The 13,760-nt window shown below is 66.5% G+C and carries 12 protein-coding genes; 5 read left to right on the forward strand and 7 right to left on the reverse strand.

Translation table 11 applies throughout. From position 1 onward, the window contains the following. Nucleotides 1–4: 4 nt before the first annotated feature. The 3 genes from ACSVDO_RS00280 to ACSVDO_RS00290 are packed head-to-tail and all read right to left on the reverse strand — an operon-like array spanning nt 5 to nt 2,818. A complete protein-coding gene (locus tag ACSVDO_RS00280; RefSeq protein ID WP_332537772.1) occupies nt 5–1,042 on the reverse strand; it encodes a branched-chain amino acid ABC transporter permease in 1,038 nt (345 codons plus the stop codon). A gap of 4 nt (nt 1,043–1,046) precedes the next feature. Further along, complete coding sequence (locus ACSVDO_RS00285; RefSeq protein WP_332537778.1) at nt 1,047–1,928, reverse strand: branched-chain amino acid ABC transporter permease; 882 nt, start codon at nt 1,926–1,928, stop codon at nt 1,047–1,049. After that, complete coding sequence (locus ACSVDO_RS00290; RefSeq protein ID WP_489594518.1) at nt 1,925–2,818, reverse strand: ABC transporter ATP-binding protein; 894 nt, start codon at nt 2,816–2,818, stop codon at nt 1,925–1,927. Before ACSVDO_RS00290 ends, ACSVDO_RS00285 begins: the two co-directional genes overlap by 4 nt. 133 nt (nt 2,819–2,951) lie before the next feature. On the opposite strand from ACSVDO_RS00290, the gene ACSVDO_RS00295 reads away from it, so the two are divergent. After that, the gene (locus tag ACSVDO_RS00295) at nt 2,952–3,596 is read left to right on the forward strand and encodes a TetR/AcrR family transcriptional regulator (RefSeq protein WP_332537770.1); all 645 of its coding nucleotides are present in this window, start codon (nt 2,952–2,954) and stop codon (nt 3,594–3,596) included. A 108-nt stretch (nt 3,597–3,704) separates the two neighbouring features. Here the strand turns inward: ACSVDO_RS00295 and cueR are convergent, their stop codons facing one another. Both cueR and ACSVDO_RS00305 read right to left on the reverse strand, forming a co-directional pair. Beyond that, entirely contained in the window at nt 3,705–4,142 is a 438-nt protein-coding gene (cueR, locus tag ACSVDO_RS00300) for a Cu(I)-responsive transcriptional regulator (RefSeq protein ID WP_332537769.1), read from the reverse strand. 72 nt (nt 4,143–4,214) lie between these two features. Then, on the reverse strand, nt 4,215–4,409 hold the full coding sequence (locus ACSVDO_RS00305; RefSeq protein WP_332537768.1) for a heavy-metal-associated domain-containing protein: 195 nt from the start codon (nt 4,407–4,409) through the stop codon (nt 4,215–4,217). A 155-nt stretch (nt 4,410–4,564) separates the two neighbouring features. Here ACSVDO_RS00305 and ACSVDO_RS00310 point away from each other — a divergent pair, with 155 nt between their 5' ends. After that, on the forward strand, nt 4,565–6,841 hold the full coding sequence (locus ACSVDO_RS00310) for a heavy metal translocating P-type ATPase (RefSeq protein WP_332537767.1): 2,277 nt from the start codon (nt 4,565–4,567) through the stop codon (nt 6,839–6,841). A 106-nt stretch (nt 6,842–6,947) separates the two neighbouring features. Beyond that, entirely contained in the window at nt 6,948–8,630 is a 1,683-nt protein-coding gene (locus ACSVDO_RS00315; RefSeq protein ID WP_332537766.1) for a methyl-accepting chemotaxis protein, read from the forward strand. 69 nt (nt 8,631–8,699) lie between these two features. On the opposite strand, the gene ACSVDO_RS00320 is transcribed toward ACSVDO_RS00315, so the two are convergent. Both ACSVDO_RS00320 and gstA read right to left on the reverse strand, forming a co-directional pair. After that, nucleotides 8,700–9,824 (reverse strand): alkene reductase, encoded by a 1,125-nt coding sequence (locus ACSVDO_RS00320; protein WP_332549534.1) that lies wholly within the window; start codon nt 9,822–9,824, stop codon nt 8,700–8,702. Between the two features lie 422 nt (nt 9,825–10,246). Then, on the reverse strand, nt 10,247–10,852 hold the full coding sequence (gene gstA / locus ACSVDO_RS00325) for a glutathione transferase GstA (RefSeq protein WP_489594522.1): 606 nt from the start codon (nt 10,850–10,852) through the stop codon (nt 10,247–10,249). 244 nt (nt 10,853–11,096) lie between these two features. Here gstA and mnmG point away from each other — a divergent pair, with 244 nt between their 5' ends. Together mnmG and rsmG are read left to right on the forward strand one after the other, a co-directional pair. After that, nucleotides 11,097–13,061, forward strand: a complete 1,965-nt coding sequence (gene mnmG, locus ACSVDO_RS00330) for a tRNA uridine-5-carboxymethylaminomethyl(34) synthesis enzyme MnmG (RefSeq protein ID WP_489594525.1) — start codon at nt 11,097–11,099, stop codon at nt 13,059–13,061. Then, nucleotides 13,058–13,717, forward strand: a complete 660-nt coding sequence (rsmG, locus tag ACSVDO_RS00335; RefSeq protein WP_489594527.1) for a 16S rRNA (guanine(527)-N(7))-methyltransferase RsmG — start codon at nt 13,058–13,060, stop codon at nt 13,715–13,717. The genes mnmG and rsmG overlap by 4 nt, the downstream gene beginning before the upstream one ends. Nucleotides 13,718–13,760: the final 43 nt, after the last annotated feature.

A 13,760-nucleotide genomic window follows, 5' to 3' on the forward strand; every position in this document is an offset into this window, starting at 1 on the left:
CCGCTCAATTGCGGAAAGGCCACAGGTGGAAAAAGCGGCGAATGCGCCGCCACACTTCTGCGAGCCCCAGCGGCTCGAACACCAGAAAACCAATGATCAGCAGACCGAAGATGATGGTGCGCACCGGCGACAGGAACACCGTGAGCTCGCTGCCGCCGGGCAGCAGATCGACCACCAGCTTGAGCAGCTCGGGCACCATGGTCATGAAGACCGCGCCGAGGATGGCGCCCAGGATGGAGCCCATGCCGCCGACGATGATCGCGGCCAGGAAGAAGATCGACATCAGCAGCGGAAAGCTCTCGGGCGTGACCACGCGAAAGAAGTAGGCCCAGAGCCCGCCGGCCACGCCCGCGTAGAACGACGAAAGACCGAACGACAGCAGCTTGTAGCGCAGCAGCGGAATGCCCAGCACTTCGGCCGAGATGTCGCGGTCGCGGATGGCGATGAAGGCCCGGCCGATGCGCGTGCGAAACAGGTTGGCCGCGCCCAGCAGCATCAGCAGCGTGACCGGAACGATCACCCAGTAGAGCCGGAACGAGGTCTCCAGTGGCAGGCCGAAGAACTTCGCCGGCGGCATCGAGATGCCCGTGGTGCCGCCCGTAAGCGCGAGGTTGGCAAACAGGAAGTGGGCGATGAACGAGGCGGCAATCGTGGCGATTGCCAGGTACAGACCCTTGACGCGCAGCGATGGAATGCCGACCACGATGCCGCCCAGCATGGCGACGATGCCGCCGGCCAGCAGGTTGAGCAGGAAGGGCGTTCCCAGCCGCGTCTCGAGGATGGCGACGGTGTACGCCCCCAGACCCATGAACGCCGCCTGCCCCAGGCTCACCAGTCCCGTGTAACCGGTCAGGATGTTGAGCCCGGTGGCGCTGGCGACGTTGATGCTCACCAGGCAGGCCAGGTACAGCCAGTAGTCGCTGGCCATGAACGGAAAGATGCACAGCAGCGTGGCCGCCACGGCCAGCCAGACCTTCTGCGTGCGCGAGTCGAACAGTGCCGCATCCGCGACGTAGCTTTGCTTGAGCGTGCCGATTCTCATGGGACTACAACCTCTCGATTTCGCGTGTGCCGAACAGGCCGTAGGGGCGGATCATGAGCACGATCACCAGCATGATGAAGGTGCTCAGCAGCTTGTATTCGCCGCCGAGGAAGGCCCCGGCCAGCGCTTCGATCAGGCCGATGAACAGCCCGCCTATCAGCGCGCCCAACACGCTGTCGAGGCCGCCGACGATCACCACCACCAGCACCGACAGCCCGAACACGCCCATCGATGAGGAGATGCCGCCTATCGAGCCGACGATGATTCCCGAGACCGCGGCAATCATGGCCGAGACCACCCAGGCCAGCGAGAACACGCGCGGCACGTTGATGCCCATGGAGTAGGCCGCGGCCTGGTCCGAGGCGGTGGCGCGCAGCGCCACGCCGCCGCGCCAGAAGCGGAACACCAGCAGCACCACGGCAATGAACACCACGGCAATCACCGCGCCCCAGAAGATCTTGGGCGCGAGAAACGCCTCGCCGATCATGATCGGCTGGGTGGGCATGAAGTCGGGCAGGCGGCGCTGGTCGGCGGTCCAGATCATCTCCACCAGGCCCACCAGTACCGAGGCCAGTCCCACGGTGACCATGAATACCGAGATCGGCGGCTCGCCCAGCAGCGGCCGGATGATGGTGCGTTCGATCACCGCGCCCAGCAGCCCGCAGCACAGCACGGCCGCGGGAATCGCCAGCCACAGCGGCAGCGCGAAACTCGCCGAGAAGGTGAAGAACAGGTAGGCACCGACCATCAGGATTTCGCCTATAGCGATGTTGACCACGCGCGTCGCCTTGTAGACCATGACGAAGGCCAGAGCGGCCAGCGCATAGAGGCCGCCGCCGGCCAGGCCGGTAAGGCTGATTTCAAACAGGTAGGCCCAGTCCATCATGCGACTCCCACGCCGTCGGTTGCGGCGGCGTTTGTTGCGACGCTGGCGGCCGTGTGCTTGAGCCCCGCATGCAGCCGCTGGCGCAGGTCGCCGACATCGCCCGAGCCCAGGTAGGCGCGAATCACTTCGGGGTCGGCCTGGACCTGGGCCGGCGTGCCCTGGGCAATCACCTGGCCGAAGTTGAGCACCACCACATGGTCGGACAGGTCCATCACCATGCCCATGTCGTGCTCGACCATGAGCACGGTCACGCCCCATTCGGCGCGCACGTCGAGAATGAAGCGCGCCATGTCTTCGGTCTCCTCGCGGTTCATGCCGGCGACGGGCTCGTCGAGCATCAGCACCTTGGGCTGCATGGCCAGGGCGCGCGCCATCTCGACGCGCTTTTGCAGGCCGTAGGGCAGGGCCGAGACCGGCGCGTGGCGGATATGGTCGATCTCGAGAAAATCGATGATGCGCTCCTCAATGTCGGCGCGCAGCGCGGCTTCCTCGCGGCGCGCGCGGCCCAGGTAGAACAGCGCGTCGAGCACATTGGTCTTGAGATGCGCGTGGCGGCCGAGCTTGATGTTGTCGAGCACGGTCATGCCGCGGAACAGCGCGATGTTCTGGAAGCTGCGGCCCAGGCCCAGCCTGGCGCGCTGCGGCGCATGCACCTGGCTGATGTCCTGGCCTTCGAACAGGATGCGGCCCTGGGCCGGGCGGTAGAAGCCCGAGATGGTGTTGAACAGCGAGGTCTTGCCCGCGCCGTTGGGGCCTATCACCGCGGTGATGGAGCCGGGCTGCACGGCAAAGCCCACGCCGTTGAGCGCCTTGACGCCGCCGAACGCGAGCGTGATGCCGTCGACCTGAAGCAGGGGGGCAGCGGGGCTGCCTGGGGTATGTTTCTCCATCGGCCTTCTTCTGCGGGTTTGTGCGAACCGGAGGGGGGCTACTCATGAGTAGACTTCTTACTCACGAGTAGGATTCTGGTTGGCGACCTCGGGTCCCGGCATTGGGACTTTCCCGCCACCCATGGAAACACTGATGAACCCTTTCTTGCACTCCGCAGACACCACAGAAGAGGAACCGCTCTGGCCCGCGACGCAGCACAGCGCGCAGCAGCGCGAGGCCAAGCGCCAGGCCGTGCTGTCGGCGGCCGCGCAGCTGTTCAACGAGCGCGGCTTTCATGCGACCTCGCTCGACGACATCGCCGCGCGGCTGGGCGTGAGCAAGCCCACGCTGTACTACTACGTGAAGAACAAGGAGGAGATCCTGCTGGGCTGCGTGCGCCAGGGGCTGCAGCTGATGCTCGGCGGCATCGAGGCCTCGCGCAGCGCGGGCGGCACGGCGCTCGACCAGCTCACGGCCTGCATGCAGGTCTATGCGCGCATCGTCACGCAGGACTTCGGCATGTGCCTGATACGCGTGGGCGAAGAACAGATTTCAGCGCCCAACCGCGCCGAACTGCGGCGCATCAAGGCGGAGATAGACCACGAATTCCGCCGGCTCGTGGCGCTGGGCGTGGAGGAGGGAAGCCTGGCGCCTTGCGATCCGAAGATGACCGCTTTCGTGATCGGCGGGGCGCTTAGCTGGATTGGGCGCTGGTATCAGCCCGGCGGGGAGTATTCACCGCAGGAGGTGGCGGAGCATTGTCTGCGGACGCTGCTGGGGGGGGTGTTGCGGCGCTGATTTGAGGGCAGGCCGTTCACCCTTCGACAGGCTCAGGGCGAACGGAACACATGGGTTCGCGCCAAGCGGAAACCTCGCCGGCCGCGTCTAACCATGAACGTCCTGTGCTCAAGACACACGTGGAGACACCTCATCCGCTGCCGCCAGATCATCGAGGATGGGGCAGTCGGGCCTGTCATCTCCATGGCAGCACTGCACCAGCGTCTGCAGGCTGCGCTGCATGGCCTGCATCGCGGCGATGCGTTCGGACAGACTATCGATATGCGCCTGGGCGATCTGCTTGACGCTGGCGCTGGTGCGCTCCTGGTCCTGCCACAGGCCCAGCAGCGTGGTGATTTCCTCGATCGAGAAGCCCAGGTCGCGGCTGCGGCGTATGAAGCGCAGCACATGCACGTCAGCCGCGCTGTACTGGCGGTAGCCGCTGTCGCTGCGCGCCACCTGCGGCAGCAGGCCCAGGCTTTCGTAATGGCGCAGCATGCGCGCCGACACACCCGCGCGGCGCGCGGCTTCGCCGATGGCAACCGGCCATTGCTGTGTGGAAGACATGTGGATAAGCTTGGTGAAGAGTTGTGAAGTGCGTGTGGGAAAGCGCGGGAGTGTCGCGCTTTCCCCGCGCGATCAGGCGACCTTGTAGCCTTCTTCCTGGATCGCCGCCTGCAGCGCGGCACGCTCGGCCTGGCTCTCGACTTCGACACGGTTTTGCGCGCGCTCTATACGTACGCTGGCTTGCGGGTCGGTGCGCTGCAGCGCCTGGGTCACGGATTTCTCGCAATGGCCGCAGGTCATTCCCTGGACTTCGAATACATGTTGCATGGTGCTTCACTCCTGTGGATAACTTCTGGCGCCGGATGGGCCATGGATGCATGATGAACCTTAACACCGTGAGAAGGTCAAGCGCCCAAGTTATCCACAAGGTAATCCACATCGGGGCTTGACCTTGACATGGCGTCAAGGATTAACCTAGCTCCATGAACAATTCCTCAGCTTCTTCTTCGGGCGCCACGCCCGGCGCTGCCGACAGCGCCGCGGTCAGCGTGGACTTTGGCGTCGGCGGCATGACCTGCGCGAGCTGCGTGGGCCGGGTCGAACGCGCGCTGCAGCGCGTGCCTGGTGTCACGCAAGCCTCGGTCAACCTGGCGACCGAAAGCGTGCGCGTACAGGTCCAGAGCGCAGGCGAAGACGCCGAACAGGTGCAGGCGCGGCTGCGCCGCGCGGTGCGCGACGCGGGCTACGAGCCGCGCACCCTGTCGGCCGAAGGACCGCCGCAGGATGTCTCGGCCTGGGCCGGTTTCGGCCCCGTGGCACTGGCCATCGCGCTGTCGCTGCCACTGGTTCTGCCCATGGTGGGCATGCTCTGGGGCTCGCACTGGATGCTGCCGGCCTGGCTGCAGTTCGTGCTGGCGACGCCGGTGCAGTTCATTCTGGGCGCGCGCTTCTACAAGGCCGGCTGGCATGCGCTCAAGGCCGGCACGGGCAACATGGACCTGCTGGTCGCGCTGGGCACCTCGGCCGGCTGGGGACTGTCGATGTGGCTGTGGATAACTGCGGCGCCTGGCGTCGCGCCCCACCTGTATTTCGAAGCCTCGGCGGTGGTGATCACGCTGGTGATGCTGGGCAAGTGGCTCGAAGGCCGGGCCAAGCGCCAGACCACGGAAGCGATACGCGCGCTCTATGCGCTGCGCCCCGACACCGCCCACCTGCTGGGCCGCGACGGCGAAGTCGATGTGCCGGTGGCCGAAGTCATGGTCGGCGACCGGATAGTTGTGCGTCCGGGCGAACGCATTCCCGTCGATGGCGTGCTGCACGAAGGCCATACGCAGGTCGACGAATCGATGCTGACCGGCGAGCCGCTGCCTGTTTCACGTGAAACAGGCGATGCGCTGACCGGCGGCTCGATCAACGGCGAAGGGCGCATTGTGGTGCTGGTGCGCGCCGTGGGCAACGAGACCGTGCTGGCGCGCATCATCCGCTTGGTCGAGGACGCCCAGGCCGGCAAGGCGCCCATTCAGCGGCTCGTGGACCAGGTGGCAGCGGTATTCGTTCCCGTGGTGCTGGGCATCGCGCTGGCGACGCTCGTGGGCTGGCTGCTGGCCGGCGCGCCGGTCGAGGAGGCGCTGATCCACGCGGTCGCGGTGCTGGTCATTGCCTGCCCCTGCGCGCTGGGCCTGGCGACGCCCACGGCCATCATGGCCGGCACGGGCGTGGCGGCAAAGCAGGGCATCCTGATCAAGGATGCGCAGACGCTGGAGCTCGCCCACCGCATCGATACCGTGGCTTTCGACAAGACCGGCACGCTGACCCAGGGCCGGCCGCAGCTGACGCAGTTCCTGGTAGCTGCCGGAGCCGACGAGAACGCGGTGCTGGCGCAGGTGGCCAGCGTGCAAAGCGGCAGCGAACACCCGCTGGCGCGCGCCGTGCTGCAGGCCGCCAAGGAGCGCGATCTGCGCGTGGACGCGCCCGAAGCCGTGCGCGCCGTGCCCGGCCGCGGCACCGAAGGCCGAGCCCAGGGCGCCGAGCTGCTGATCGGCAGCCTGCGCTGGATGCGCGAGCTGGGCGTGCCGGGGCTGGACGAGGCACGCTGGGCGCAGGCTGCGGCGCAATGGCAGCAGGGCGGGGCCACGGTCTCGGCGCTGGCCGAACGCGGCGTGGACGGTCTGCAGCTGCGTGCGCTGCTGGGCTTCGGCGACGAACCCAAGGCGGGCGCGGCCGAGGCCCTGGCCGAACTGCGCGCGCGCGGCCTGCGCACGGTGATGGTCTCGGGCGACAACCAGGGCGCGGCGAATGCGATGGCACGGCGCCTGGGACTGGACCCTGACAAGGGCGAGGTGCTGGCCGAAGTGCTGCCAGGCGACAAGGCCGCGCAGATCGCGCGCCTGCGCGCCGACGGTGAAGGCGGCCACATCGTGGCGATGGTCGGCGACGGCGTCAACGACGCGCCCGCGCTTGCTGCCGCAGATGTGGGCATGGCCATGGGCAACGGCACCGACGTGGCAATGCATGCGGCAGGCATCACGCTGATGCGCGGCGACCCGCGCCTGGTCGCGCAGGCGCTCGATATTTCGCATCGCACGGTGATGAAGATCCGGCAGAACCTGTTCTGGGCGTTTGCGTTCAACGTGGCCGGGATTCCGCTCGCGGCGCTGGGCTATCTGAGCCCCGTGGTCGCGGGCGCGGCCATGGCCCTGAGTTCGGTCACGGTGATGGGCAATGCCTTGCTGTTAAAAAGGGCTACATATACCCGCTGATCTATCGAGCGTTTTTTTCCAGCTCTGGCAAACTGCAACATTTTGTTTGTGCTGGTGCACAATGTTTCTCCTGCAATTTGCTTGTCAGTGAAGAGGACGATAGATCATGAATGTTTTGAGGCTCATGCGGATGCTCACCATCCGGGTGCGGATGATTGGCGCGATAGTTATGGTGCTCACGCTGCTGGCGCTTCTTGGAGGCGCCGGAATGTGGGGGATGCTGCGCATCCATGACATGAGCCAGCAATTCATCGAACAGTCGCATACCAAGCTGCGCCATCTCGTGGACATGCGCAAGTCCATGGCCGATGTGCGCCTCGCGGAAAAGGACATGATCATCCAGTACGAGCGTCCCGAAGCGGTGGCCAAGGCGCGCGCGGAATGGACCAAGGGCCTGGAGTCCGCGAAGAGCATTGGCGGACGCTTCCTCGAGGGTGTCGACGACGCCGACAACGCGCTGGTCAAGAACGTGCTCACGCGCCTGGACAGCTACAGCCAGAAGTTCGCGCATGTGGCGCGCCAGCTCGAAGCCGGCGGCTACGACACCGCGACCATCGCCAATCGCATGGGTGCGAATGCGATGGCCGAGTTTGCCGAAGCCGACAAGCAGATGATAGAACTCGAGAAGCTGCTCAACTCCCAGGTCGACGAGCTGGTCGCCCAGGAGCAGGCCGTGGCCACGCAGACCCAATGGCTGTTCGTGCTGGCGGTGCTGATCGCCATTTTGCTGGTCGTTCCACTGACGCTGCTCAACATGGTGTCGATCTGCCGTCCGCTGGAGCGCGTGCGCCAGACCACGCTGGCAATTGCCCAAGGCGATCTGTCGCAGCGCACCGAAGTGGTGGGCCGCGATGAAGTCGCCGACCTGCAGCGCGCGCTCGAGGAAATGCAAAACGGCCTGGGCTCCATGGTGCGCCAGGTGCGCGACGCGAGCGGCAGCATTGCCACCGCCAGCCAGGAAATCGCCTCGGGCAACGAAGACCTGTCTGCGCGTACCGAACAGACTGCGAGCAACCTGCAGCAGACCGTCGCTTCGCTGTCGCAGCTGACTTCGACCGTGCAGCAGACCGCTTCGTCGTCGCAGCTCGCCAACCAGCTTTCGGCTTCGGCTTCGGGCACGGCCACGCAGGGCGGCCAGATCGTGCAGCAGGCCGTGGTCAGCATGCACGAGATCACGGCATCGAGCCGCAAGATCGGCGACATCATCGGCCTGATCGACTCCATCGCTTTCCAGACCAATATCCTGGCATTGAACGCGGCCGTCGAGGCCGCGCGCGCGGGCGAGCAGGGCCGCGGCTTTGCGGTGGTGGCCGGTGAGGTGCGCAATCTGGCACAGCGTTCGGCGCAGGCGGCAAGCGAGATCAAGGGCCTGATCCAGAGCAGCGAGCAGGCCGTGGGCGGCGGCGTGCGCCAGGTCGAGGACGCGGGCAAGGCCATGCAGGAAATCGTCAGCAGCGTGCAGCGCGTGGGCGACATCATCGGCGAGATCACGGCTGCATCGGGCGAGCAATCGTCGGGCATCGGCCAGGTGAACCAGGCCGTGGGCGACATCGACCGCATGACGCAGCAGAACGCCGCGCTGGTCGAGGAGTCGGCGGCCGCGGCGCAATCGCTGCGCGAGCAGGCCGCGCGCCTGGCGCAGGTGGTCAGCCAGTTCCGCCTCGCCGACGACAACAACGGCATGATGCGTGCGGCCGTGGCTTATGGCGCGCGCCAGGGCCAGGTCGCAACCCCGGTCGAGCCTTCGCTGGCCGCACCGGCCCCGCGCCAGGCGCGTATCAGCGCCTGATTCGTCAGCGTTCGACAAAAAGCCCATGGCCTCGCGGCCATGGGCTTTTTTTTGCTTGCGGGCGGCGCGCTACGCGGCTTTGTCGCTGTAGCGCGGGTAGTCGGTATAGCCTTGTTCGCCGCCGCCGTAGAAGCGGTCCTGGTCCCAGGGAGCGAGCGGCAGGTTGTCGTGCAGGCGGCGCACCAGATCGGGGTTGGAGATGAAGGGCTTGCCGAAGGCGACGATGTCGGCGTAGCCGCTGTCCACGGCCTGCATCGCGCTCGCGCGGTCGTAGCCGTTGTTGACCATCCACGCGCCCTGGCCGCCGGCCATGCGGTAGGCCGAGTGCAGGGCAGGGTAGTCGAAGGGGCGTTCGGGCAGCTCGCGCGGACCGCCGGTCGCGCCTTCGATGATGTGGACAAAGGCCAGGTTCAGGGGTGCGAGTTCGCGCACCACATGCTCGAACAGCGGCTGCGGGTCGGCGTCGACGATGTCGTTGGCCGGCGTCACGGGCGACAGGCGTATGCCGCAGCGGCCGCCGCCGATCGCATCGGCGATGGCGCGCGTGACTTCGAGCAGCAGGCGCGCGCGGTTGGCGATGCTGCCGCCGTAGTCGTCGCGGCGGTGGTTGGCGCCGGTCTTGAGAAACTGGTCGAGCAGATAGCCGTTGGCCGCATGGATCTCTATGCCGTCGAAGCCCGCGCCCTGGACGGCGTTGCGCGCCGCGGCCACGAAGCTGTGGACGATTTCGGGCAGCTCGGACGCGAGCAGCGCGCGCGGCGCCGAGGTGGGCACGAAACGGCCCTTGCCGGTCTGCGGATCGATCAGGTAGGTCTTGGCCTTGGCGGTGATCGCCGAGGGCGCCACGGGCGCGCGGTGGCCCGGCTGCAGCACTTCATGCGAGATCCGGCCCACATGCCACAGCTGGGTCACGATGCGCCCGCCGGCCTCGTGCACCGCGTCGGTCACGCGCTTCCAGCCTTCGAGCTGCTCCGAGCCGTAGAGGCCGGGCACATCCGAGTAGCCCTGGCCCTGCTGGCTGATCGCCGTGGCCTCGCTGATCAGCAGGCCCGCGCTCGCGCGCTGGGCGTAGTGCGTGGCCATCAGTTCCGTGGGAATGGCATCGGGCGCGCGGTTGCGCGTCAGCGGGGCCATGGCGATGCGGTTGGGCAGCTGCAGCTTGCCGGCGCGCAGGGGATCGAACAAGGTAGGCATGGGACGCTTTCTGGCTGTTCAGTTGAGCAAAAACCTTAGCAGACCCGGCCCGCCCGCGCTGGCGGTAACGGTATGCGGTCCGGGTCGAGAACCGCAGCCATGTTTCACGTGGAACAGCGGCAGCGGCTGCATCTGACGTCTGGCCTGGGTCCTGGTTCAAGGCCAGGTGCCAGCGGGCGCGTTTTCGGGGACAGGCCGTTCACCCTTCGACAGGCTCAGGGCGAACGGAATTTCGGGGACAGGCCGTTGACCCTTCGACGGGCTCAGGGGCGAACGGGATTTCGAGGCCCGATGTTTCTTTCATACGCCTGGCGAGACCTAGGCTCGCTGGCTGCGCTCGGGGCGAACGCGTACGAACGGTTCGCCCCGAGCTTGTCTGGCCGAGCGCTTCCGAGGAGGAACGGCCTGCGCTGCGGATATGGCTACTTCTGGCCTTCGATTTTCAGCGCCGCCTGCACCGCGGGGCGCTGTGCCATGCGCTGCTGGAAGGCCAGGATGTTGGCCATGCCCGACAGATCGAGGCCGACGAAACCGGCCCAGCGCGAAACGGTGTAGAGATAGGCGTCGGCAACGCTGAACTGCTCGCCCAGCAGATAGCTCTTGCCGGCAAGCTGCCCGTCCACCCATTGCAGGCGCTTGGTCAGCGCCTCGAGCGCGATCGGCTTGTAGTTTTCGGGCGTGGTCGGCTTGAACAGCGGACCGAAACCCTTGTGGACTTCGGTGCCAATGAAGTTGAGCCATTCCTGCAGCTTGTAGCGTTCGAAGCTGCCGTTGGCCGGAGCCAGGTTCTTCTCGGGAACCTGGTCGGCGATGTACTGGACGATGGCCGGGCCTTCGTGCAGGCGAGCGCCGTTGTCGAGCTCCAGCAGCGGCACATAGCCCAGCGGGTTGATGGTGTAGTAATCGGTGCCGTCGGCAAGCTGGTGGGTCTTGGTGCTGGCAAGCACGGGCTCGTAGGCCAGGCCCGATTCCTGCAGAACGATCTGCGGGGACAGGGAGCATGCGCCGGGGCTGTAGTAAAGCTTCATGGTCGGAATGGTGAAGTGATGGACGCAACGATGCTAACGCGACTGCCGCCAGCGCTGTGTGGGCCGGTTTCCCGCCTGTCCGCGTGGTGGCCTGGGGTCATGCGGCGAAAAACACGCAAAAGTGGGAAAATTGCCGGTTCTCCCGCAAGGATGGCTACAGGGGCCATCCGTGGCGCGGGCCGGCGCAGGCGCGCTGCGAACAGATTGGGGCGGTGATCGAAGCATCGGCCCCCGGAGCTATTGCATGTTGTATCCCCAAGAATTTGATGTCATCGTCGTTGGCGGAGGCCACGCCGGCACCGAGGCGGCGCTGGCGGCCGCGCGCATGGGCAGCAGGACGCTGCTGCTGACCCACAACATCGAGACGCTGGGCCAGATGAGCTGCAACCCGTCGATCGGCGGCATAGGCAAGGGCCATCTGGTCAAGGAAGTCGACGCGCTCGGCGGAGCGATGGCGCTGGCGACCGACGAGGGCGGCATACAGTTCCGCATCCTCAACAGCTCCAAGGGCCCGGCGGTGCGCGCCACGCGCGCCCAGGCCGACCGCATTCTCTACAAGGCCGCGATCCGTCGCATGCTCGAGAACCAGCCCAATCTGTGGCTGTTCCAGCAGGCGGTCGACGACCTGATGGTCGAAGGCGACCGCGTGGTCGGCGCGGTGACGCAGGTCGGCATACGCTTTCGCGCGCGCACCGTGGTGCTGACCGCCGGCACTTTCCTCGACGGCAAGATCCACGTGGGACTGAACAACTACGCGGCCGGCCGCGCGGGCGATCCGCCGGCGGTGAGCCTGTCGGCGCGCCTCAAGGAGTTGCAGCTGCCCCAGGGCCGGCTCAAGACCGGCACGCCGCCGCGCATCGACGGCCGCAGCATCGATTTCTCGCAGTGCGAGGAGCAGCCCGGCGACGGCATGCCCGGCGGCATCAACGAAGGCCAGCTGCCGGTGTTCAGCTACATGGGCAATGCCAGCATGCACCCGCAGCAGATGCCTTGCTGGGTCACGCACACCAATGAACGCACGCACGACATCATCCGCTCGGGCTTCGACCGCAGCCCGATGTTCACCGGCAAGATCGAAGGCGTGGGCCCGCGCTACTGCCCCAGCGTCGAGGACAAGATCAACCGCTTCGCCGACAAGGACAGCCACCAGATCTTTCTCGAGCCCGAAGGCCTGACCACGCACGAGTACTACCCCAACGGCATCTCGACCAGCCTGCCGTTCGACATCCAGTACGAACTGGTGCGCTCCATGAAGGGCCTGGAGAACGCCCACATCCTGCGCCCCGGCTATGCGATCGAATACGACTACTTCGATCCGCGCTCGCTCAAGGCCAGCTTCGAGACCAAACAGATCAACGGCCTGTTCTTCGCCGGCCAGATCAATGGCACGACCGGCTATGAAGAGGCCGCGGCCCAGGGCCTGTTTGCCGGCCTGAACGCCGCGCTGCAGGCGCGCGGCGACGCGCCCTGGACGCCGGGCCGCGACGAGGCCTATCTGGGCGTGCTGGTCGACGACCTGATCACCAAGGGCGTGACCGAGCCCTACCGCATGTTCACCAGCCGCGCCGAGTTCCGCCTGCAGCTGCGCGAAGACAACGCCGACATGCGCCTGACCGAGACCGGCCGCCGCCTGGGCCTGGTCGACGACGCGCGCTGGGAAGCCTTCAGCCGCAAGCGCGAAGCCGTCGAGCGCGAGACCCAGCGCCTCAAGTCGACCTGGGTCAGCCCGCGCAATCTGCGGGCCGAGGAATCCGCGCGCGTGCTGGGCAAGGCGATCGAGCATGAGTACAGCCTGTTCGAGCTGCTGCGCCGGCCCGATGTGAGTTATCCACAGCTTGTGAGCCTGGATGACGGCAAGTATGTGTCGGCCGATGTTTCACGTGAAACCCTGGGTGATCTGAGCGAGTCGGTGATCGAGCAGGTCGAGATCGCCGCCAAGTACGCGGGCTACATCGACCGCCAGAAGGACGAGGTCGAGCGCGCCGCGCACCTCGAGCACCAGCGTCTGCCGGCCGACCTCGATTACCTGCAGGTCACGGCGCTGTCGTTCGAAGCCCGCCAGACGCTGCAGAAGCACCGCCCCGAAACCCTGGGCCAGGCCTCGCGCATTTCGGGCATCACGCCGGCGACGATCTCGCTGCTGATGGTGCACCTGAAGAAGGGCGGCTTCCGCGGCTTCACGCCGGTGGCCAAGGGAGAAGCCGCATGAGCGCCGCGCTGCGACCCGCGCTGGAGCAGGGCATTGCGAAGCTGGGCCTGTCGCTGTCGACGACCCAGGTCGATCTGCTGCTCGACTTCCTCGCCTTGCTGCAGAAATGGAACAAGGTCTACAACCTCACGGCGGTGCGCGATCCGCAGGAAATGCTGAGCCACCATCTGCTCGACAGCCTGGCCGCCGTCGCGCCGCTGCAAAAGCATGTGCAGGGCCTGGCGCGCGCCGAAGGCGCGCGCACGCCGCTGCTCGATGTCGGCTCGGGCGGCGGACTGCCCGGCGTGGTGTTTGCCATCTGCTGCCCAGAAGTCGATGTCAGCTGCGTCGACACCGTGGCCAAGAAGGCGGCGTTCATCCAGCAGGCCGCGGCCAGCCTCAAGCTGCGCAACCTGCGCGGCATCCATGCGCGCGTCGAATCGCTGACCACTCCGTATGATGTGGTCAGCTGCCGCGCGTTTGCCTCGCTGCCCGATTTCACCAAATGGTCGCGTTCGGCGCTGGCCGCCGACGGCGTCTGGTTCGCGATGAAGGGCAAGCATCCGGCCGAGGAAATCGCCGCGCTGCCCGCCGACGTGCACGTGTTTCACGTGGAACAACTGCAGGTTCCGGCACTCGATGCCGAGCGCTGCATCGTCTGGATGCGCGCCGTCTAATCCCCTGGTTCCGGGCACGCGGGGTTGTCGATGACGGTGCATT

Source organism: Comamonas sp. DB36 (assembly GCF_057914905.1).